We start from the raw sequence: 19,141 nt of genomic DNA, 5'->3' as shown, positions 1-19,141 counted from the left end.
ACAAACCCGGACTCCCTTTGAAAACAATCAGTCACGCATGTAGCAACATCGCTGACAACCAATTCATTAATACACAGCAGATTAAATCTCACGGGCGTATTGTCTGGATTGACATCTGCCGGGTACTCACCATGCTGTGTATTATAGCATCCCATGCCAATGTATGGAACTATTTCAGCGATAATATAATAGGCGCTTGGTCCGTCTTCGTTTTCTTTTTCATTTCAGCCTTGTTTATTAAGCAGGACAGTAAAAAGGCGCTCAATTACAGCCGTTTTCTCAAACTGTTCATTCCTTATCTTCTCTGGTGCCTGATTGGAGCGTTGATCTACTTCAAATTCAATCTTCATGCCATCTATGCCAACATGGTTGCCGTTTTCGGCTGTAATATCTTCAACACCTTCCCCGCCTACGGAATACTGTGGTTCTTGAGGGAACTGCTGCTGTTAAGCCTTGTCAGCCCTCTGTTAAGTAAATTGAATGATGCGGCACTGTTGTTATTTACCGTCATTTTCCAAATTCTGGGGGCTGCCCCCGAATTAATTTACCATGCGGGTTTAGATGGCATCCCCTTTTTATTTAAAGCACAGGGAGCGTACGGCATGTCCTGGTTCCTGCTTGGTATTTTTTGCGCGCGCAGGAAGCGCATCATCCGTCTTCACGCATGGATTTGCGAGCACCTTGCCCTTGTTTCATTCTTGACGCTGGTAATGCTGCTGTGCGCCGCAGTAGGCAAATACGCCATGCAGGATGCCGGAGACAGCCAGCATGCCGCCCTCATATTGATATCCGTCCAAAACATCTTCATGGTCATTTTCCCCATGGTATGCGCCATAGCCTGCACCCGGCTATCTCCGGGAACGGCTACTAAACTATCCAGCCTGGCGCCTTCCGTCTTTTTCGTCTATGTCTTCCACCCCATAGGCATTATGCTATTCTATCACAGCATACCCGCCAGCATTGAAAACAGCACGCTGCACTCCATCCTGAAATTCTTTGAACCAGTTCTTGTCTTTGCTGTTTCAGTCTTTGTATTCAACATCCTCAGACGCTTTAAAACGGTGGGAAAATGGATATGCCTTTCCACATGAAAATGCCATAACGGCTAAAAACAGAATAAAAATCCGGAGGAAGGGGCCACGGAGCCCGCATGGCAGAATCCATCCCGCAAATAAAATGGATCTGCACAAACGTACCCCCGCCGTGTGCCAAAAAGTCCACGTTCCCAAATATGAGGAGGGGAATGAAAACAGCTTGAAATATGCCGTTTCAACCTCAATCCCCCGTCATTCCGCCAGGCCGTCCACGCGGGCGCGGTCAAAATCCGCCGGGCAAATCGTCACGTTCACCCGGTCGCCCGGCTTGAGCACATCTCTTAACGGAGCGTTCTTTTTCTCCACAAAAGCCACAGTAGTCTTGCCGTTCGGCAGGGTGGCGCGGAAAGCCGTATCCGCGATGCGCTCCGCAATAACGGCCACTGCCTGCACCGTCTGGTAGGGATAAAGTTTCATCTGGAAAAATCAGGTTACAAATTCATCAATCCGTTCATCAGGTCGCTCCCGGTCTTGAGCCCCTTCTCCGCGGCGTCCTGAAGCTGGGGCATGACGGGAGCGGGAACCTGGTCTGCGGCCGGAATCCTGAACCCCCCGTTACCCTTTTCCGTGCCATCCTTCCCCCTGCCTTCCCCGGCCCCCTTGTTCAGCAGGCGCGACGCGACGTCAGCCACTTCCGCCACCTTGCCCATGCCGATCTCCGTCAGGCGGTCTCCCGCCGCCTTGATAAGCCGCGCGGACAAGTCTTCCGACGGGTTGTCCAGCGTGCCGCCAATGTTCACATTGGCCCACACCAGATTGCCTCCGGCTCCCTGGCGGGAAGCGGAAAACACGTCGGAAAAGCCCGGCAGGGCGCTCCACAGGCCGTCGGACCGCAGGCCCACCTGCAACCTTCCGTTAAGCTCGCCTTCTTTTCCGATTTCCAGCCAGCCTTCCACCCTCACCAGATTTTCGCTCTCCACCAGAATGTCGGAGACATGCCAGGCGGCTTCCTTATAGCGGAACTGGGCGGACGCCTTGTGCAGGGGGAGCTGGCGGAATCTGGAAGAACCGCAGAAAAGGGCCAGCCTGTCCAGGACGGGAAGCCCGGTCAGCATCCCGTCCTGCAATCTTACCAGCCCGGCCACATGCGTCACGCCGTCCCGGCCGCCGCGCAGGTCCACCCCGCCGCTCACACTGCCCTGGACATGCTTCTTCCAGTCATTTTCCAGGATGGAAGAGGCGGGAACGCTGTTCACCACCATATTCGCCGTCCAGGAGGAGGAAAGGCCGTCCCAGTCCCCCTTGATGTCCACATAGCCGCCGGCATCCGTGGTCAGGCGGCAGGAGGGAACGTTCACCCGCCTGCTGGAATGGTTGAACTGCGCCGTGCCGGACATCAGGGAAAACTCCGGACAGCCCTTGAAGGGAAGGAGCAGCCTGCCCCCCTGCACGTCAAACTTGTACTGGCTGGACCCGGCATCATGGGTACTCTCCACACGGGTTCCGTTCAGGGCATACAGCTTGCCGGGAACACCGTAGGAGACGGACAGGGAATCAATGCTCCCCTTTTCCAGGCGGAACATATCCGGCAGGATATTCTTTTCCACCCAGCTCCTGGGTCCCTCTTCCTTTTCCCGGAAACGGAAGGGCGCCGGGGCCAGTTGAAGCTTCAGCTCCGCAATATTCACGGAGGTAATCACAAAGGCGCGCTTCAGCAAATCCCAGCGGCTGAACTCCGTTTCAATGTTTTTTGCCTGGAGGGAGGTTAAGAACTCATGCCCCTCCATCGTCACGCCGTCGCACCGGATGCCGGAACCGTCCCAGTCCAGCGGGGCTATCCTGGCGGCATCCACATTCATGTCGTCAACGGCGGACTGCCCCAGCATGGTTAAAAAATCGTCACTCTTCAAATAGGACCTGACATACAGGTAGGAGCCGGCTACCGCCGCCACAGCCAGCACCAGAGCCCCCAGCACGCCCCACAGCAGCAGCTTTTTCCAAATGCCTCCGGCACGGGGCTTTTTCCTGCGTATCCTCCTCATTCTGGACATGGTAACAGACTATATCAAATCCGGCGGCGGTCAAGCCTCCGGATTGGACCTCCGGCTGCTGCAAGCCACGGATAAACGGACATCCGCGCCGGTTTTCCCCCGCCTACCGCGGGCCGTGGTACACCTTGTGCCTTCCGGACGCCATGGTGATAAAGAGCAGGAACAGGGTGTAGGCCGCCAGAAAGCCCATCGGAATAACCGCGCCATGCTCCCCGCGTCCCAGCGCTTCAATGGGGGCGGCCTGCTTCACCCAGATGTTCTGGGCCAGCCAGGTCAGGAAAATCGCCAGCAGCAGCGTGGGCGTCACGAACTTCATGATAAAGCGGTAGATTCTGGGAATGCGGATGACGGAACCGTCTTCCAGATCCATCAGCCCCCGGTCCACTCCCAGCTTCCAGGAAAACAGAATCATCATCACCATGGCGCTTACAAAGAAACACAGGGTGCCCAGGAAGAAATCATACGTATCCATCGCCAGCAGGTTGCCGCTGTACCAGGCGACGATCAGCGTGCCCGTGGCCGTGAAAAAACCCTGCACCACCACGGCCATCTTGCGTTTCAACCCCATGAATTCTTCAATAAAGGACAGGCCCACCTGCATCATGGAAATGGAGCTGGTAACCGCCGCCACGGTCAGGAGCAGGAAAAACAGGCTGCCGAAGATCACGCTGGAGCCCATCTTGGCAAAGGCCTGCGGAAGCACCATGAACCCCAGCGCAAAAGTTCCCTGCCCGGCGGCTCCGGCCACCCCCAGGAACGCCACGGCGGCAGGCACCGTCATCATGCCGGCAATGCCCACCTCGCACACCTCGTTGGAGGCGGCCGCGGAAAGGCCGCTCAATGCGATGTCCTCCTTCTTCCTGACGTAGCTCGCATAAGTCAGGATCAGCCCCGTCCCTACGGAAAGGCTCAGGAACACCTGCCCGGCCGCCGCTATCCAAAGTTCAATGTTTTTCAAACCGTCCCACAACGTCACCTCGGTCAGCCTGCGGGTTCCGCCGGACATTTCCACCTGCCGCACGGCTTCATCCATGGCCCCCCGGTGGGAGGCGGACACCATGGAAACCGTCTTCCACTCCCCGCTGTCCCGGTCCTGCTCCTCCACCAGCACCTTGCTGGGATTCCACATATACCCCAGCCCCTGCTCAATGCTGCGGTCCGGATAGGATGGGTCCGGCGTGCCGATGCACAAAATGCGCACCAGCAGCACCAGGGAAATCAGCAGGAGTATCGGCATGAACCAGCGTGAAAACATCTCGATTCCCTTGCTGATGCCCCGGTAAATGATTCCCAGGTTCAGCAGGATGACCCCGCCGACGATCCAGAGCAGCCCGTTGTCGGACAGCAGGGCGCTCCCGTCCCCGTACATCCCCGTGAAACTGAAAAAGGTCTGCGCCGTTCCCTCAGCCGTGGCAAATACCTCCGGCTGGGTCAGCATCTTCCAGAAATAGCCGCAGCACCACGCCTCCACCACCATGTAGTAAAAGGCCACGGAGGAAGGGCCCAGAACCGCGAGCACCCCCAGGAACTTCCACAGCCTGGACCCCTTGGTCAGGTACCAGAATACGCCGGGGGCGCAGTGGGCTCCCATCTGGCCGCCGCGCCGCCCGATGGACCACTCCGCCCATGCCACGGGCACGCCCACCAGCACCAGCATGAGACCGTACGCCACCATGAAGGCGCCCCCGCCGTACTGGGCCGCCAGCCCCGGAAAACGCAGAAAGTTGCCCAGCCCCACGGCGCTTCCGGCCACAGCAAGAATCACGCCAATTTTGCCGGACCACTCGTCTTGTTGCGCCTTTGAGGATGACATGCAGGCAATACTGACAAAAAAAGCTTCATTTTCAAGAGAAAACAGGCCCTTTTGCCACAGAGAAGGCATCATTGCCACTTGACTTTCGTTCGTTTTTTGGAATCATTCTTTTAGAACCAAACCAAAAAACCGACCATGCTCCTCATAGGAAAACCGGCACCTCATTTCAGTGCAAACGCAGTTGTAAACGGTACCATCGTACCGGATTTCAGTCTTGACCAGTTCAAGGGTAAAAAGTACGTGATCCTGTTCTTCTACCCGAAGGACTTCACGTTTGTGTGCCCCACTGAATTGATCGGCTTCCAGGAAGCCCTGGGCGAATTCGACAAGCGTGACGTAGCCGTCGTAGGCTGCTCCACGGACAGCGAATTCTCCCACTGGGCCTGGGTGAACACCCCCCGTGACCAGGGCGGCATCCAGGGCGTGAGCTACCCCATCGTTTCCGACATCAACAAGACCATTTCCGCCGACTACGGCGTTCTGGCCGGAGACGAGGAAATTGACGAAGACGGCAACGTGGAAGTCAACGGGGAACTGATCGCCTACCGCGGCCTCTTCCTGATCGACAAGGACGGCATCGTCCGCCACCAGCTCATCAACGACTTCCCGCTGGGACGCTCCATTGATGAAGCCATCCGCGTGGTAGACGCCCTCCAGCACTTCGAACTGTACGGAGAAGTCTGCCCCCTTGGCTGGCACAAGGGTGAAGCGGCCATGACCCCGTCCCACGAAGGCGTGGCCTCCTACCTCAGCAAGTAAGCTGCCCCGGCAATATTTCAAGGCCGTTCCCTTTTCCGGGGAACGGCCTTTTTGCCGCTTTTCTCTAACATATAAGTATTGACAACGGACCCTTCCGTTCTAATTTACCCGGAATGAACTACTTCATGCCGGCTTTCCTGTTGATTTCTGCCCTTGCAGGCTCCGTCTGGGCCGCAAATGCCCAAGCGCCTGAAAACATCAGGGACCTTGAAACAGCCTATCAAAAATTCTGCACCAGGCGCGGGGAAGCTCTTCTTCCCGCATTTTCAAAAAAACTTCTCGCCCTCCAGCAGCAGGCGGTCAATCAATCCGACTTTGAAAAAGCCAAACAGATTCAATCCGTTCTTCAAAACATCAAAAAAGATATTCTCTCTCCGCCTTCTTCCAACACCATCGACCCGTTCTTCATAGGAAAGGCGTGGAAAAAGAACGGGGACAGCAACGAATTCACGCAGTTTCTGGATGCCGGACTGAGGCGGTTCTCAAAAGACATTAAACAAACAGCATTCCAGCCCCAGGACCAGTGGGCGGACCCCGGAAAATCCTCCCGGGAAATCCTCCCGGGAAATAGTGGTCTTCACCGGGGAGCCCCTGCGCATCTGGGTTAAAAAAGACGACTCCACCATCATTCAAATTTACAAGGACTCCAGTACTGACTGGCTCACCCTGCAAGACGGCAGGCAAAACATCATCAAATCACCGGAGCCGGGATTGAACAACCTGCATCAGGAATTCCTGACGGAATACTCCAAGGCGTGCCAGCCGTTAACCCGGAAATATCTGGCCGCCGTGGAAAAAAGGCAGAAGCAGCTGGCCCAGCAGGGAAGCATGGAGGAAGCGATCGCCATCCACAATTACATGAAGCCATTCAATTCCGAGGGCAGACCGGTGGACCAGCTGTTAAACGGAATCTGGAAGAACCAGGCGGGAGAGCTGTATGACTTTTCCAATAAATCAAAAGCGGCCAAGAAAGGCCCGGACGGTTCCCTGAAATTTTATCTGGTTTATACGTCCGCCAGTCCTGCAGGGGAATGGAAAATGGCTCGTGTGGACCGGGGGACGGAAAAGGGCATGGAAGTCATTTTCTTTTCCGCCGGAGGAAAAGTGTACCTCATTCCGAACAGGCCCTCCCGCTTTTTCTCTATCTTGACGCGCGTATCCGGTACCTGACGGCCCTTTAAGGCGCACATTCCCGGCTATCCCTCCTTCCCCGGCCGCGGCCTCTCCCTTTCCGGAAATGCCGGAACTGTCATAAATCAGGAGGAATACGCGCACGCCCCTTGAGCCGCACAGGGGTGTTTGCTACATCCTTGGCATGAATATGGATTTCATGGCAGCCGCATCCTCCAGGGAAGATATCTGGACAAGAACCATGGATTTTCTGAACATGCCGGACTGGCTCAAGCTGGAGATGGTGCAGTCCGTGGGCGCCAAAATCCTGCATGTGGTGATATGGCTGGTGGTCAGCTGGATTCTCCTGAAGCTGCTCTGCCAGGTGCTCCGGAAAATCACCGCCCTGAAAATGTCCCCCCAGGCGTCCCGCCTGACCGTTAAAATAGTCAAGGAGGCAGGCTACATCATCATCGGCGTGGAAGCCTTCGCCCTGATGGGGTTCGACATCCTCACCCTGCTGGGCGCGGCCAGCATCATCGGCGTGGCGGTCGGCTTCGCCTCCCAGACTTCCCTGTCCAACATCATCAGCGGCCTCTTCCTGGTGGGGGAAAAGCAAATCAACCTGGGGGACATGATTGAAGTGGGCGGCATCACCGGCAATGTGGACTCCATCAACCTCATGTCCGTCCAGCTCCGGCTGCCGAACAACACCATGGTCCGCATACCCAATGAAATGATCATCAAAAACCCGGTGAGCAACATCACCCGCTTTTCCACGCGCCGCTGTGACCTGGACCTGGGCGTGGACTACAATTGCGACATTGAACACGTCGTGAGCATATTGCAGGAAGTGGTCAAACAGAACAAGCTCTGCCTGGACGACCCGGCTCCCGTCATCATGTTCACCGGATTCCAGGATTCCTCCCTGGGATTCAAAATCGGCGCCTGGTGCCTGAAGGACAACTTTCTGGACTGCCAGAAAACGCTTGCCCACGACATCAAGCACCGCTTTGCGGCAGAGGGCATTTCCTTCCCCTTCCCCACCCGCAGTCTGGAGAGCAGAAGCCCCATCCAGGTGGAAATCTCCGGCACGGCGGAGAAAAATCAGTAGGTGCTCTCTTTTTGCTTTCTTTTTGCCCCGTGAAATTTCAATCTTGTCTGCGTAAAATCCGCATCTATGTCTGACACATCCGCACCCGCCTATCAAAGAATCCTCCTGAAACTCAGCGGAGAAGCCCTGCGCAGCCCCGGCAGCATGGACAACATTTCCCCGGAAATCGTCGCCCGCATTGCTGAAGAAATCGCCCAGGCGCACCGCGCCGGCGTGCAGATCGGCCTGGTCGTGGGCGGCGGCAACTTCTGGCGCGGGGCTAAAGCCAGCGTGCGCGGCATGGACCGCGCCACGGCGGACTACGTAGGCATGCTCGCCACGGTAATGAACGCCCTGGCCCTCCAAAGCGCGCTGGAACGCGCGGGAGTCCCCTGCGTGGTGCAGTCCGCCATTGAAATGAAAAACGTGGCGGAATCCTTCATCCGCCTGAAAGCCCGCACCTACCTGGACAACAATAAAATCGTCATCTTCGCCGCCGGCACCGGCAATCCGTTCTTTTCCACAGACACTACGGCGGCCCTGCGCGCCAGCGAGATCAATGCGGAAGTGGTCATGAAGGCCACCTCCGTGGACGGCGTTTATGATGCGGACCCCAAGAAGGTTTCCGACGCCAAGCGCTTTGACGCCATTTCCTACCAGGAATGCCTGGAACGTCAGCTCAAGGTGATGGACTCCACGGCCTTCACCCTGTGCATGGACAACAAGAAGCCCATCATCGTATTCGACATGCACACGCCGGGCAACATCACGCGCGCCCTGCTCGGGGAACCCATCGGCACCACCATCAGCTGAACTCCGCACGCCCCTTTTTCCAACCTACAAAAAACACTTAGCACCCACCACAATCATGGACGCAGAAACATTAATATTGGAAACGGAGGAATCCATGCTCAAGGCCGTGGACTTCGCCAAACAGGAATTCTCCGGCGTGCGCACGGGAAAAGCCTCCCCCGGCCTCGTTGAAAACCTGGACGTGCACGTCTCCAGCTACGGCTCCGTCATGAAGCTGAAGGGCCTGGCCGTCATCAGCACGCCGGAACCCCGCCTCATTCTCATCCAGCCCTTTGACCCGAGCACCGTCCATGACATCGGCCGCGCCATCAATGAAAGCAAGTTGAACCTCAACCCGCTGGTGGAAGGCCGCTCCATCCGCCTGCCCATTCCCGCCCTCACGGAAGAACGCCGCAAGGACCTCGTGAAGCTTGTCAAATCCCAGGCGGAAGAAGCCCGCGTGCGCGTACGCGGCGCCCGCAAGGCCGGCATGGACTCCGCCAAAAAGCTCAAGGCGGACAACATCGTCACGGAAGACGGCCAGCGCGATCTGGAAACGCAGATCCAGAAGCTCACGGACAAGTACGTGAAGGACATTGACGAGCTGGTGGCCGTCAAGGAAAAGGACATCATGACCATCTGAGCCAGAACCATCCATCCCCAACCATTTTACGACAATGACAGACAACGTAACAAACTTCCTCGCCTCCGGCATTGAAATCAAGGGAACCATCCGTTTCCAGAACGACATGCACATCGACGGCAAAATCGAAGGTGAAATCATTTCCGACAAGGGAAAAGTCACCATCGGAGAAACCGCCCAGATCAAGGGCGACATCACCGCCGGAGACGTGCGCATCTACGGCAACGTAGAAGGCAAGGTCACCTCCGACCGCTGCGAACTCAAGCAGCAGGCCCGCGTCGTCGGGGACATGAAGACCCGCAGCCTCGCCATGGAAGAAGGCGCCCACCTGCTGGGCCGCACGGAAATCGGTTAAAACCGCGAACCTCATTTTTTCATCAAGCCGTTCCTTCCTGCGCGAGGGAACGGCTTTTTTACGCCCGGTGGCAGGGCAGCCCGGCAGAAAAAGAGGAATACTCCGCTTGAAAAACCGGTAAAGACGGAAAACTCCCATCCGGGAGCGGAAGGCTCCCGCCTTTCGCATTTACGTCCGTCCGAAGCAAAGCTGGGCTTTCTTCCCTTTCTCCCGCAGCCGCACTTGATGAGGACCGGAAGGCCCTCATTCCCGGGCGGAACGCCGATTCCCACTTTTGCGGCAGGCAGGCCAGGCCTCCGGTGGAACCTGGCCGCCAACAGGGCAAAAAACGGGAGGTGGAGCAAAAGCCGCTCCGTTATCCCGCTTCCTCAGGAAAGTCAGGAAAGGGGCGGACGCACGATGGACCAGGAACGCGGCTGCGCGGGGTCCAGCACCTTCTTGATAAAGGCGTTCACCTGGTCCAGCTCCATGTTCCTGATGGCGACTGTCTGCCGTTCAAACGCATCCAGGGGCAGCCCGAACAGGATATCCAGAGCCAGCATCTGGCACAGGGCTCCGTTGGACTGCATGGCCAGCAGGCGGGAGGAAAGGGCGGACGCCTTGGTGCGTTCCAGCTCCTCTTCCGTCATGCCGCGCTCATGAATCATCTCCAGAGTCTTTTCCAGCCGCCGCCCGGCTTCCTCCAGTTGTTCCGGAGAGGTGCCCAAGTAGAAGCAGATGCCTCCGGCGTCCATGCCGATGAACAGGGAGGAGCTGGCATAGTAGGCCAGCCCGGCTTCCTCCCGGATGTTGGTGAAAACGGGACCGGCCATGTCACTGCACCAGGCCTGGAACAGCAGCGCCTGCGCCATTTCCGGGGAAGCCACGTCCACGCACGGCATTCCCACCACCAGCACGGCTTGCTGCTTATCCAGCACGGACACCTCCCGGCCAGCGCGCAGCGCGGGCGTGGGAGTCAGGACCGGCGGCATTCCGGCCCTCATTCCGCCAAGACGCTTTTCCAGAAGAGGGAGAACCTCCTCCTTCCTGACATCTCCGGAAATGCATATCACGGCATTGGAGGCGCAGATGATGCGTTCATACTGTTCCTTCACGTCCCGCACTGTCAGTGAAGAAAGGCTCTCCGGCGTGCCGGACGGGGAATTCCCGTAGGAAACATGGCCGTAGGCCACCTTCCGTTCCTGCCGGAACGCCACGGAAAGCGGATCTTCCAAATCCTCCTCCGCATCCGCCACAAAGGACTCCTTCTCCCGGAGGAAGGCGTCCTCCGGGAAGGAGGGATTCATCACCACATCCGCCATCAGCTCCAGTCCGGAATCCAGGTCTTCCGCCAGAATCTGGCAGCCCACGCTCAGGGAATTGTTGCCTGTGGAGGTATTGATGGCCCCTCCGATGTCCTCCAGAAAACGCGCTATGTCCCCTGCGGAACGCGTGGCGGTCCCTTTCAGCAGGCATTCGGACATCAAATCCGTCACCCCGGCGTCATGTTCATTCTCCGCACGGCAGCCGGCCTTGAAGGCCAGGCAGGCATAGGCCAGCGGAAGGCGGTGGTCCTCACGAATCACCACCTTCATGCCGTTGCCAAGCACATGCTCGCTCAGGGCCGTTTCCGTCCCGGCGGCGGAACCGTCTTCCTCCGCGGCGTTGCTGCCCACGGGATCCAGGCTGACTTCCGTCACATTCGGGGAGGACAGCCAGGTGGAGCACACGCGGTGCAGGTCTTCCGTGGTCACCTGTTCAATGGCTTCCTGCCATTCTGAAGACAGGTTCAAATTGCGCGCCCCGAACCAGTCCGCCCCCATTTCCGAGGCCACTCCGGCGGCGGAACTCCTGCGGCGCAGGCGGCTGACCCGCGTCTGCTTGCAAACTCTCTTCAAATCCTCCGTAAAATCCTCCTGTGCCAGATTCCGCAGTTCCTGGAGCACCAGGTCCCGCACCTTGTCACGCTGGGCGCGGTCCACGTCAATGCTGATGGTGAACGCCCCTTCGTCAGTCTCGGACTGGTTGGAATGCACCTCAATGCTGTACACCAGCCCCAGGCGGTCGTGGAACTTTTCATAAAAACGCGCGGAACGGCCCCCGCCCAGGATGCTGGCCAGGGCGGAAAGAGCCGGCGTATCCGGATGGCCTGAACAGGGCAGGCGCCAGGCAAGGTTCAGTTTGGAATAAGGCACGGCAAATTCCTTGCGCACCCTGCGGGAACCGAACTGGTGCGGTTCATGGGGAATAAGCTCCCGGTTCAGGGGGCGGGACTTTAAATCTTCCACCAGCAGTTCCAGATGGGAAAAAATCTCCGCGGCATCCACATCCCCCGCGATGGAAAGCACCACATTGTTCGGAACATAGCGGCTGGCATGGTAATCCAGCACGTCCTGGCGCGTCAGGCAGTCAAACGCGGCGGGTTCCCCCAGCACGGGCCAGCGGCGCGGATGCTTGAGATACAATGTCTGCATCAGAAGCTGGTAAGCCACGGAATCGGGATCGTCCGCGTACATGGCCATCTCCCGGCGCACCACCCCCTTCTCCCGCTCTAGTTCATCCTCCGGGAACGTGGGGAAAAACACCAGCTCCGTCAGAAGGTTCAGGAAAATCTGCCAGGAATCCGCAGGGCCGTCTATATAATACACGGTGCGGTTCACGCTGGTATAGGCATTCCAGTGGCCGCCGCGTTCCTGGACCTTGCGGGCCAGGTCCTGCCCGGAATAATGCTCCGTTCCCTTGAACACCAGGTGTTCCAGCAAATGGGAAAGGCCGCTCCCCTGCCAGTGGCCCTCATTCATGGACCCGGTGCCCACCCAGTACTGAAGGGACACTACGGGATGGGACTTGTCCTCCTTGATCAAAACCGTCAAACCGTTTCCGAAACGGCGCGTCACAGGCTCCTTGGCTGAACTCATGTTTCTTAGCGTGCCTTAAGACGGCAGGCCATGCAAGCCGCCGCTCCGTCCACGCCGCGGCACTGTCAGACTTACCCCGGTTTTAAAAAACGCAGTTGAATCGAAAACCTCCCTAAAAAAAACATGCTGACTGCACATTTTTTTGAACAAATCTTAAACTCTGTTACTCTATCAGTCGTAGAACGGCAGATTATGTGCCGTTTATCATCAACAACACCAACCTCACACATCATCATATGAAAAAGATCCTCGCTGTAGCAGCCTTTGCTTTCGCATTCAGTGTCAACGGTTACGCCCAGGAAGCCGCCGCTCCGGCCGATTCCTCCGCCCCCGCTGCTCAGAAGTGCTGCAAGAAAGACAAAAAGTGCGACAAGAAATGCGACAAGGAAGGCAAGTGCGGCAAAAAATGCGACAAGCCCTGCAGCAAAGGTGAAAAGCCCTGCGACTGCTCCAAAAAGGAAGAAGCTCCCAAGGCCTAACCTCACGGAAACCATCACAATGAACGCGAACCCTTGCCGAACCCTTTCGGCAAGGGTTTTCTCCACCGGGTGGGCGTAAAACCGTCCGTCCCGTTGACCATGAAATTACTTGATTTGAACCTTCAACCCATTTTATAAACTGTCATCATGAAAACGACTTCCATTCTTACCATCGGCTGTGCGGCCATTGCGCTGTCCATCACCTCCTGCACCAACTTCGGTTCCCCGAACGCCTACAACCTGAACGAAATCGGCGGCGCACAGGAAACCTATACCGGTACGGTCACCAGTGTGGAAAACGTCAAAATCCAGGCCAATAACGCCAATACCGGCACCGGCATCGGTGCAGTGGCGGGCGGCCTGACCGGCGCCATGTTCGGCGGCGGCAACGCCAAGTACGCTACGGCAGCGGGCGGCGCCATTCTGGGCGGCATCGCCGGCAACCAGATTGACAAGGCCGTGAACAACACGACCGGGGAACGCATCACCGTGCGCCTGGACCAGAAAAGGAACGGCACCCGCAACTACACGGTCGTGCAGGTCGCCAGCAGGAACAACCCGATCCAGGTCGGACAGCGCGTGCGCGTGATCATCGGCAACAACGGTTCCCGCGTGCTGGCCTACTAATTGGCCCTCCTTCACTGACCAGCTACATACCGGCATGATCTTCGGCACCTTACCCGGCGGCGCTCCAGTAGAACTGTTTGAACTGTCTTCCGACAAGCTGACGGTACGCATCAGCAACTACGGGGGGCGCATCATCTCCGTCGTCAAGGACGGCATGGACATGATCGTAGGGCCCAAGCACTTTGAAGACATGCTGAAAGACACCTGTTATTGCGGTGCGATTTGCGGCCGTGTCGCGAATCGCATCGCAAAAGGCAGGTTCTCCATTGACGGAGACTCCCATTCCGTGGTCGTCAACAACGGCCCCAACCACCTGCACGGAGGCGTGCAGGGCTTCGACAGCAAAATCTGGCAGGTGCAGGAAGCCACGCGCAACACGCTGGTGCTTACCCTGCACTCCGCAGACGGGGAGGAAAACTATCCCGGCAATCTGGAAGTGGTAGCCACCTATACCGTGGTGGAAGAAACCCTCCACCTCCGGCTGGAAGCGTACGCGGACGCGGCCACCATCGTCAACCTCACCAACCACGCCTACTGGAACCTTTCCGGCAAGCTCACCATTGACTCCATGACGCTGGAGGTGCGGGCTTCCGCCTACACCCCGGTGGACGCCACCAACATTCCGGACGGCCGCATCCTTCCCGTGGAAGGAACGGACTTTGACCTGCGGAAGGCAGCCCTGCTGGGAGAACGCAACTCCGCCGCCCATCCGGACACCGCCGCCGGACTGGACCACAACTACGTGCTGGATTCCGAACCCGGCGACAAAATCGCCGCCATCCTTCTGGACCCGGAATCCCGCCACCGCCTGATCGTGGCGACGGACGCGCCCGGCCTCCAGGTGTATACCGGGGAATACCTGCCCCAGGCGCGCCAGGGAATCGCGCTGGAAGCCCAGGGCTTCCCCAATGCCGTCAACACGCCCCACTTCCCCAGCGTCATCCTGCGTCCCGGCCAGTCAGCCACGCGCAATATCACCTGGACCGTCAGGTAAAAGGCATATCCGCAGTCCCCTGAGCGGGAAAGGCAGGAAATGTTCCGGCGCGCCAAACTCCGGAACCCCGTCTTTCAGCTTTTCAGGCGTGCGCTGTCAAGACGCCGCATAAAGGGCTTCCGCCACCACCTTTTGCAGGCCTTCCGCCATGCGTTCCATGGAACGGCCCACAAAAATCAGGTCCGCCACGGAAATCAGATTGTCCTGATACTGTTCCGGCAGGCGGGTGAACGTATCCGTCATGGCCGCCGCATGCTCCGCCAGCGTCTCCAGCGCGGGAACCAGCTCCGCCAGAGCCTTCCCGTCCCAGGAAGAGACGGCCTTGTTCACCGCTCTGAACTGCTCCGCCATCTCCCGGTAAACGGGGTCCGCCTGGGCGGCCTCCCGGATGCGGGGGCGCTTGTTAAGCTTGTTGGCCCTCTTGGCGATCGTCACGGCCTCATCCCCGATCCGTTCATACATGGAAGACATGCGTATGGAAGCCAGCACCACCTTGAGATCGGAGGCTACGGGACTGAAAAAAGCCAGCAGATGCAGGCCTTCCCGGTCCACCGTCATTTCCAGCTCATCCAGCTCCTCATCCTCCGCAATGGCCTGGTTGGAGGCGGATTCATTCTGCTGCAGCAGCCCGGCGGCAGCCAGGTCAAGGGCGCTCTGCGCCTTGTAGGCCATCTGGAGCAAATGCGTATTCAGGGAGGAAAGGGCGGCGTCAAACTCCCTCAGGGTGTGCGCGTCGTGATTCATGATTAGGAATATTGGCTTGATGACTGGCGGCGCTTTTGCCGGCATGGTAAAAAATGTGCTGGCGGCGCAGGCTGTTCCTTTTGGCGGAGGATGCGGCCAGCCTCCGTACAACGCCGGAGGAAAGGGAAAAATGCCCGGCTCCCTTTCTGGAAGTAAACTTTGAAAAAACCATAAACAACTCTCTGTTAACTGAATCTTCCCGTGATATAATCCTCCGTTTCTTTCATGGAAGGATTGGAAAAAATCTTCTCCGTGGAATCAAACTCCACCAGCCTTCCCAGCATGAAAAAACCGGTCAGGTCGGAAACGCGGGTGGCCTGCTGCATGTTGTGGGTAACCACGATGATGGTGAACTCCTCCTTGAGCCGGTGCATCAGCTCTTCCACCCGCACTGTGGCAATGGGGTCCAGGGCGGAACAAGGTTCGTCCATCAGCAGGATGCGAGGCTTCACGGCAATGGAACGGGCGATGCACAGGCGCTGCTGCTGTCCCCCGGAAAGGCCGTTGGCGGAAGCATGCAGGCGGTCCTTCACTTCATCCCATAAGGCGGCATGCCTCAGGCTTTCCTCCACCGCTTCATCCAGAATGCCGCGGTTCCTTACCCCCGCCAGCTTCAACCCGTAGGAAACGTTCTCATAAATAGTCATCGGGAAGGGATTGGACTTCTGGAAAACCATCCCCACCTCCCGGCGCAAATGGATGGGGTCCAGGGACGGGGAAGTCACGTCCACCCCGTCAATGCGAATGGAGCCGCCCGTGACGCGGGCCTCCGGAATGCGGTCATTCATCCGGTTGATGCAGCGCAGCAGCGTGGACTTTCCACATCCGGAAGGGCCGATGAACGCCGTCACCCGGTTCCTGGGAACCTTCATGGTGACATGGAACAGGGATTGCTTGCTCCCATAACAAAAATCCAGGGAATCCACCTCTACGGCGGTCTGGTCGGCGGCGGCTGGATGCGGAGTCATGTTCGGTCAAATGGCGCGTCCTGCGCCGTTGACCGCATGGTATCCCAAAAACGAAGCTCCAGGTCTACTACGGGTTTGTGACAATTTCTTAACCTGGCTTTTTGAGAAAAAGAAAAACACGCAGCGGATTTAGAATCCGTTTACTTTTAATTGACTATAAAACTAAATGAGTGTGAATGCAAAAACACGTTTGGTCTTTTCTTTTTAGAGATACGTTTTTACTTGCAAAACGAGAACTATTTTTCTTGCCCGGAAAGAACTATTTTGTATGTTGATATGACGTGCCGGAAAACCTATTGGCAGCAGCTTTGCGTCTCCCAGTTTTTATAATAGATTTTAATAATTTTCAGGAAAATTACGATGAAAAGAACAATTCCGCAAACCCAAAGATTTAAACATATAAGCAAGGGTTTTGCCCTGATTGCCACCATCACCCTGATGATGCTCCTGGCCCTCCTCAGCGTTGGCCTTCTTACCATTGCATCCTCACAGGTCCGCATTTCCGAAAAACAGCTCTTTGCCGCGGAGGCCAAATCCCTCGCCAGGTTTTCCCTGGAAGTGGCCCTCGGGCAGCTCCAGTGTGAGCTGGGACCCGACCAGCGCGTTTCCGCCAACTCGGGCATCCTTTCCTCCGGCGCCAGCGAAGGCAACGCCCCGTACATCCTGGGCGTCTGGAACAGCTGGGACACCTGGCTCAACAAGACTAACTCCCAGGGCATGAACATTTCTTCCACCTACGATACGGGAAGAAAGTCCATGTTCCGCCGCTGGCTCATTTCCGATCCGGACCTGCGCAGGCTCAGCACGCTGGAAGCGGGCAAAAGCCTGCTGGGCAAACGTTCCCTTACCAACCAGAATTTCCGCAGTGTCGCCTTGGTGGACCATGGCACAGTAGGAACGCCCGTAGGCGCCAAGAACCAAGACAAAAAGGAAATCTACGCCCGTATGGTGCGTGTGGACGATTCATCCAAAACCATTGGCCTTAAAAGAAATTCCAGCGTGCGCAAATACATTGCGTGGTGGGTAACGGGAGAAAACCAGAAGGCGCGCATCAACCTGATGCCGCATGCCTCGGAAGAAAGCACGGATGCCCTGACGGTGATGCGCTCCACGTGGGACACGCCCGGTCCTGATTTGGAGCCCCTCAACCTTTCTTCCATGATGGCATCGAGTTCCGGAAACGACATGTCCACAGTCAGAAAACTCATCTCCCTTGATACGATACTGGCTAACAGTAAAAACGGCCGGCTGAAAGACTTGGGAGAGGTGTACCATGACATCTCCCTGGTTTCTTCCAGTCTCTTGACGGATTCTAAATTCGGAGGTCTTAAAAAGGACCTCAACATTATGTTTTCCCAGGAAAAGCTGCCTGAAGATTTCCGCGGAGACACCTCGGATATCGGTCTCCGGCCGTATACGTCCGAGGACGGAAACCCATCGGAACAGAACCGCCCGATCGGTTCCTGGAACCAGCTCTACCTGTGGGCCAACGTGTGGGACTCCTCCACGAAGAGGGACGGACAAGATTCTTCCGCCACCCTGCAATGGAATGGGCGCTCCCCCAGCACATTGATTGCGGCGGACTCTGCGGCCAGTATGGAAATGATGGACAACCGCTACACGTACATGCGCCATCCCATCCTGCTGCGCTTTTATTCTTTCGTGGGACTTAACTATGTCAAACACGGCAACAAGCATCCCAACCGCGGTGGATGGATTGACTTCCGTATCGCCGTCATTCCGGTGTACGTCTGGTGGAACCCCTACAATGTGGATATGAAACTGACCGGAGCCGACGGCGGCGTCTGGGGCGCCTACTTCGGCGAACATCGTTTCATGCCCCTGCTGCTTTCCCACAATATCAAATTCGCATGGAACCAGCTGGATGAAGGCCAATTGTCCAATTACGGGGAATCCTGCCTGGTCCCCTACTTAAACGCCTCTTATAACAACCGCCAGGTAGCCGACTTTGGCGCCTCTTTCCGCACCACATCCAAACTCAGTGGAGATGGGGCCACGATCAAGGGAGAACCTTCTACCTTGAAGGCTGGAGAAATCGTTGTCTTTGCCCAGCCGGTCGTTTCCAACATTGCCAATGGCAATGAGGTTTATAAGACAAAACCCAACAGCGGTGATTTCAAACCGGACAGGTTCCCGCTCAAGGAAGGTTGGTCCCAGGAGCCTGGCCAGGTCAGCTCCTATGCCGTCAACCTGACGGACGGTGTTCGCTACGAACTGCTGGACGGCAGTGGATATAATCAGCAGGGCATCGCCAAGGCTTCCATTATCTTCGCGGAAGATACCAGCCAACTCAATGGTACGCCCGATAATCATGTCCTCGCCGTCAAATACGGGGACAAGGGAGCATCAAAGGCCTTGGGAACCTTCGTCATGGGGGCCGGTCTCATGAATCCCAACAAGATGAACAGCTCCTCCTCCCTGAATGGGAAAAACACGGCTGAAATCGACATCTTCGCCAAAACCATGCCGGCTATCCTCAACCTGAACTGGGGCGCGTGGGAAAAACCTCTGGTCGACCAGATTAAACTTCCGGCGGAAATGTGGGAACATAATGAAGGCACCAATGAAGAAGCCAAGAAGGCGGGCGAATACGGAACTCCCTCTTTGGATTCCACATTCATCGCCTACTACGGGGTATCGGTCAAATGGGGCAAGCCTCCGGTGATCGGAGCCTACCCGGAAGGCAAGGACTACCGCGCCAAGACATGGCAGCACTCCAGCCCTCTCTTCTGGGGTGGGCAGATGCCCACCGCCTCCGAGC

The 19,141-nt window shown here is 57.1% G+C and carries 17 protein-coding genes and 1 pseudogene; 12 read left to right on the top strand and 6 right to left on the bottom strand.

Annotated elements, in window-relative coordinates:
• Positions 1–17 precede the first annotated feature (17 nt).
• The gene (locus tag QSJ36_RS04980; RefSeq protein ID WP_285467446.1) at positions 18–1,091 is read left to right on the top strand and encodes an acyltransferase family protein; all 1,074 of its coding nucleotides are present in this window, start codon (positions 18–20) and stop codon (positions 1,089–1,091) included.
• Between the two features lie 195 nt (positions 1,092–1,286).
• Here the strand turns inward: QSJ36_RS04980 and QSJ36_RS04975 are convergent, their stop codons facing one another.
• From QSJ36_RS04975 to QSJ36_RS04965, 3 genes are all read right to left on the bottom strand, one after another.
• The gene (locus tag QSJ36_RS04975) at positions 1,287–1,511 is read right to left on the bottom strand and encodes a translation initiation factor IF-1 (RefSeq protein ID WP_022396293.1); all 225 of its coding nucleotides are present in this window, start codon (positions 1,509–1,511) and stop codon (positions 1,287–1,289) included.
• Positions 1,512–1,525: 14 nt separating this feature from the next.
• A complete protein-coding gene (locus QSJ36_RS04970; protein WP_285467445.1) occupies positions 1,526–3,085 on the bottom strand; it encodes a hypothetical protein in 1,560 nt (519 codons plus the stop codon).
• A gap of 103 nt (positions 3,086–3,188) precedes the next feature.
• Positions 3,189–4,898 (bottom strand): sodium:calcium symporter, encoded by a 1,710-nt coding sequence (locus QSJ36_RS04965; protein ID WP_180971681.1) that lies wholly within the window; start codon positions 4,896–4,898, stop codon positions 3,189–3,191.
• A 135-nt stretch (positions 4,899–5,033) separates the two neighbouring features.
• On the opposite strand from QSJ36_RS04965, the gene QSJ36_RS04960 reads away from it, so the two are divergent.
• The 7 genes from QSJ36_RS04960 to QSJ36_RS04930 all read left to right on the top strand — a co-directional run bounded on the left by QSJ36_RS04960 (position 5,034) and on the right by QSJ36_RS04930 (position 9,650).
• Positions 5,034–5,657: a peroxiredoxin gene (locus tag QSJ36_RS04960; RefSeq protein ID WP_022396296.1), complete on the top strand. Its 624-nt coding sequence runs from the start codon at positions 5,034–5,036 to the stop codon at positions 5,655–5,657.
• Positions 5,658–5,770: 113 nt separating this feature from the next.
• A complete protein-coding gene (locus tag QSJ36_RS04955) occupies positions 5,771–6,265 on the top strand; it encodes a hypothetical protein (protein ID WP_285467442.1) in 495 nt (164 codons plus the stop codon).
• A complete protein-coding gene (locus QSJ36_RS04950) occupies positions 6,228–6,827 on the top strand; it encodes a hypothetical protein (protein ID WP_285467441.1) in 600 nt (199 codons plus the stop codon). Before QSJ36_RS04955 ends, QSJ36_RS04950 begins: the two co-directional genes overlap by 38 nt.
• Before the next feature lie 145 nt (positions 6,828–6,972).
• The gene (locus QSJ36_RS04945; RefSeq protein WP_102721015.1) at positions 6,973–7,881 is read left to right on the top strand and encodes a mechanosensitive ion channel family protein; all 909 of its coding nucleotides are present in this window, start codon (positions 6,973–6,975) and stop codon (positions 7,879–7,881) included.
• A 66-nt stretch (positions 7,882–7,947) separates the two neighbouring features.
• Positions 7,948–8,673, top strand: coding sequence for a UMP kinase (gene pyrH, locus QSJ36_RS04940; protein ID WP_022396299.1), 726 nt, complete (start codon positions 7,948–7,950; stop codon positions 8,671–8,673).
• Between the two features lie 55 nt (positions 8,674–8,728).
• Positions 8,729–9,295 carry a ribosome recycling factor gene (gene frr, locus QSJ36_RS04935; protein WP_022396300.1) on the top strand — a complete coding sequence of 189 codons (567 nt, stop codon included), beginning with the start codon at positions 8,729–8,731 and terminating at the stop codon, positions 9,293–9,295.
• A gap of 34 nt (positions 9,296–9,329) precedes the next feature.
• On the top strand, positions 9,330–9,650 hold the full coding sequence (locus tag QSJ36_RS04930; RefSeq protein ID WP_012420356.1) for a polymer-forming cytoskeletal protein: 321 nt from the start codon (positions 9,330–9,332) through the stop codon (positions 9,648–9,650).
• Positions 9,651–10,027: 377 nt separating this feature from the next.
• Here the strand turns inward: QSJ36_RS04930 and QSJ36_RS04925 are convergent, their stop codons facing one another.
• Complete coding sequence (locus QSJ36_RS04925; protein WP_285467385.1) at positions 10,028–12,547, bottom strand: pitrilysin family protein; 2,520 nt, start codon at positions 12,545–12,547, stop codon at positions 10,028–10,030.
• Between the two features lie 236 nt (positions 12,548–12,783).
• Here QSJ36_RS04925 and QSJ36_RS04920 point away from each other — a divergent pair, with 236 nt between their 5' ends.
• The 3 genes from QSJ36_RS04920 (at position 12,784) to QSJ36_RS04910 (ending at position 14,647) form a co-directional block, all read left to right on the top strand.
• Positions 12,784–13,026: a hypothetical protein gene (locus tag QSJ36_RS04920; protein ID WP_022396302.1), complete on the top strand. Its 243-nt coding sequence runs from the start codon at positions 12,784–12,786 to the stop codon at positions 13,024–13,026.
• Positions 13,027–13,173: 147 nt separating this feature from the next.
• The gene (locus QSJ36_RS04915) at positions 13,174–13,653 is read left to right on the top strand and encodes a glycine zipper 2TM domain-containing protein (RefSeq protein WP_022396303.1); all 480 of its coding nucleotides are present in this window, start codon (positions 13,174–13,176) and stop codon (positions 13,651–13,653) included.
• A gap of 34 nt (positions 13,654–13,687) precedes the next feature.
• On the top strand, positions 13,688–14,647 hold the full coding sequence (locus tag QSJ36_RS04910; RefSeq protein ID WP_285467369.1) for an aldose epimerase family protein: 960 nt from the start codon (positions 13,688–13,690) through the stop codon (positions 14,645–14,647).
• A gap of 96 nt (positions 14,648–14,743) precedes the next feature.
• Here the strand turns inward: QSJ36_RS04910 and QSJ36_RS04905 are convergent, their stop codons facing one another.
• Positions 14,744–15,391, bottom strand: coding sequence for a PhoU domain-containing protein (locus tag QSJ36_RS04905; RefSeq protein ID WP_180970978.1), 648 nt, complete (start codon positions 15,389–15,391; stop codon positions 14,744–14,746).
• Positions 15,392–15,576: 185 nt separating this feature from the next.
• A complete protein-coding gene (pstB, locus tag QSJ36_RS04900) occupies positions 15,577–16,359 on the bottom strand; it encodes a phosphate ABC transporter ATP-binding protein PstB (RefSeq protein WP_102721019.1) in 783 nt (260 codons plus the stop codon).
• A 360-nt stretch (positions 16,360–16,719) separates the two neighbouring features.
• Here pstB and QSJ36_RS04895 point away from each other — a divergent pair.
• Positions 16,720–19,141, top strand: a pseudogene (locus QSJ36_RS04895) (hypothetical protein); the annotation flags it as partial.

It is taken from the genome of Akkermansia sp. NBRC 115031 (assembly GCF_030268505.1).
Lineage (GTDB): Bacteria > Verrucomicrobiota > Verrucomicrobiia > Verrucomicrobiales > Akkermansiaceae > Akkermansia > Akkermansia massiliensis.
The sequence above is the reverse complement of the archived record's forward strand: the minus strand, read 5'-3'. Positions and strand labels throughout refer to the sequence as shown.

Coding starts and splice junctions, on each gene's coding strand:
- QSJ36_RS04930 (WP_012420356.1), top strand. CDS start 9,330: ATGACAGACAACGTAACAAACTTCCTCGCCTCCGGCATTGAAATCAAG.
- QSJ36_RS04945 (WP_102721015.1), top strand. CDS start 6,973: ATGAATATGGATTTCATGGCAGCCGCATCCTCCAGGGAAGATATCTGG.
- QSJ36_RS04960 (WP_022396296.1), top strand. CDS start 5,034: ATGCTCCTCATAGGAAAACCGGCACCTCATTTCAGTGCAAACGCAGTT.
- QSJ36_RS04955 (WP_285467442.1), top strand. CDS start 5,771: ATGAACTACTTCATGCCGGCTTTCCTGTTGATTTCTGCCCTTGCAGGC.
- QSJ36_RS04975 (WP_022396293.1), bottom strand. CDS start 1,511: ATGAAACTTTATCCCTACCAGACGGTGCAGGCAGTGGCCGTTATTGCG.
- QSJ36_RS04905 (WP_180970978.1), bottom strand. CDS start 15,391: ATGAATCACGACGCGCACACCCTGAGGGAGTTTGACGCCGCCCTTTCC.
- QSJ36_RS04970 (WP_285467445.1), bottom strand. CDS start 3,085: ATGTCCAGAATGAGGAGGATACGCAGGAAAAAGCCCCGTGCCGGAGGC.
- QSJ36_RS04925 (WP_285467385.1), bottom strand. CDS start 12,547: ATGAGTTCAGCCAAGGAGCCTGTGACGCGCCGTTTCGGAAACGGTTTG.
- pstB (WP_102721019.1), bottom strand. CDS start 16,359: ATGACTCCGCATCCAGCCGCCGCCGACCAGACCGCCGTAGAGGTGGAT.
- QSJ36_RS04910 (WP_285467369.1), top strand. CDS start 13,688: ATGATCTTCGGCACCTTACCCGGCGGCGCTCCAGTAGAACTGTTTGAA.
- QSJ36_RS04965 (WP_180971681.1), bottom strand. CDS start 4,898: ATGTCATCCTCAAAGGCGCAACAAGACGAGTGGTCCGGCAAAATTGGC.
- pyrH (WP_022396299.1), top strand. CDS start 7,948: ATGTCTGACACATCCGCACCCGCCTATCAAAGAATCCTCCTGAAACTC.
- QSJ36_RS04920 (WP_022396302.1), top strand. CDS start 12,784: ATGAAAAAGATCCTCGCTGTAGCAGCCTTTGCTTTCGCATTCAGTGTC.
- frr (WP_022396300.1), top strand. CDS start 8,729: ATGGACGCAGAAACATTAATATTGGAAACGGAGGAATCCATGCTCAAG.
- QSJ36_RS04915 (WP_022396303.1), top strand. CDS start 13,174: ATGAAAACGACTTCCATTCTTACCATCGGCTGTGCGGCCATTGCGCTG.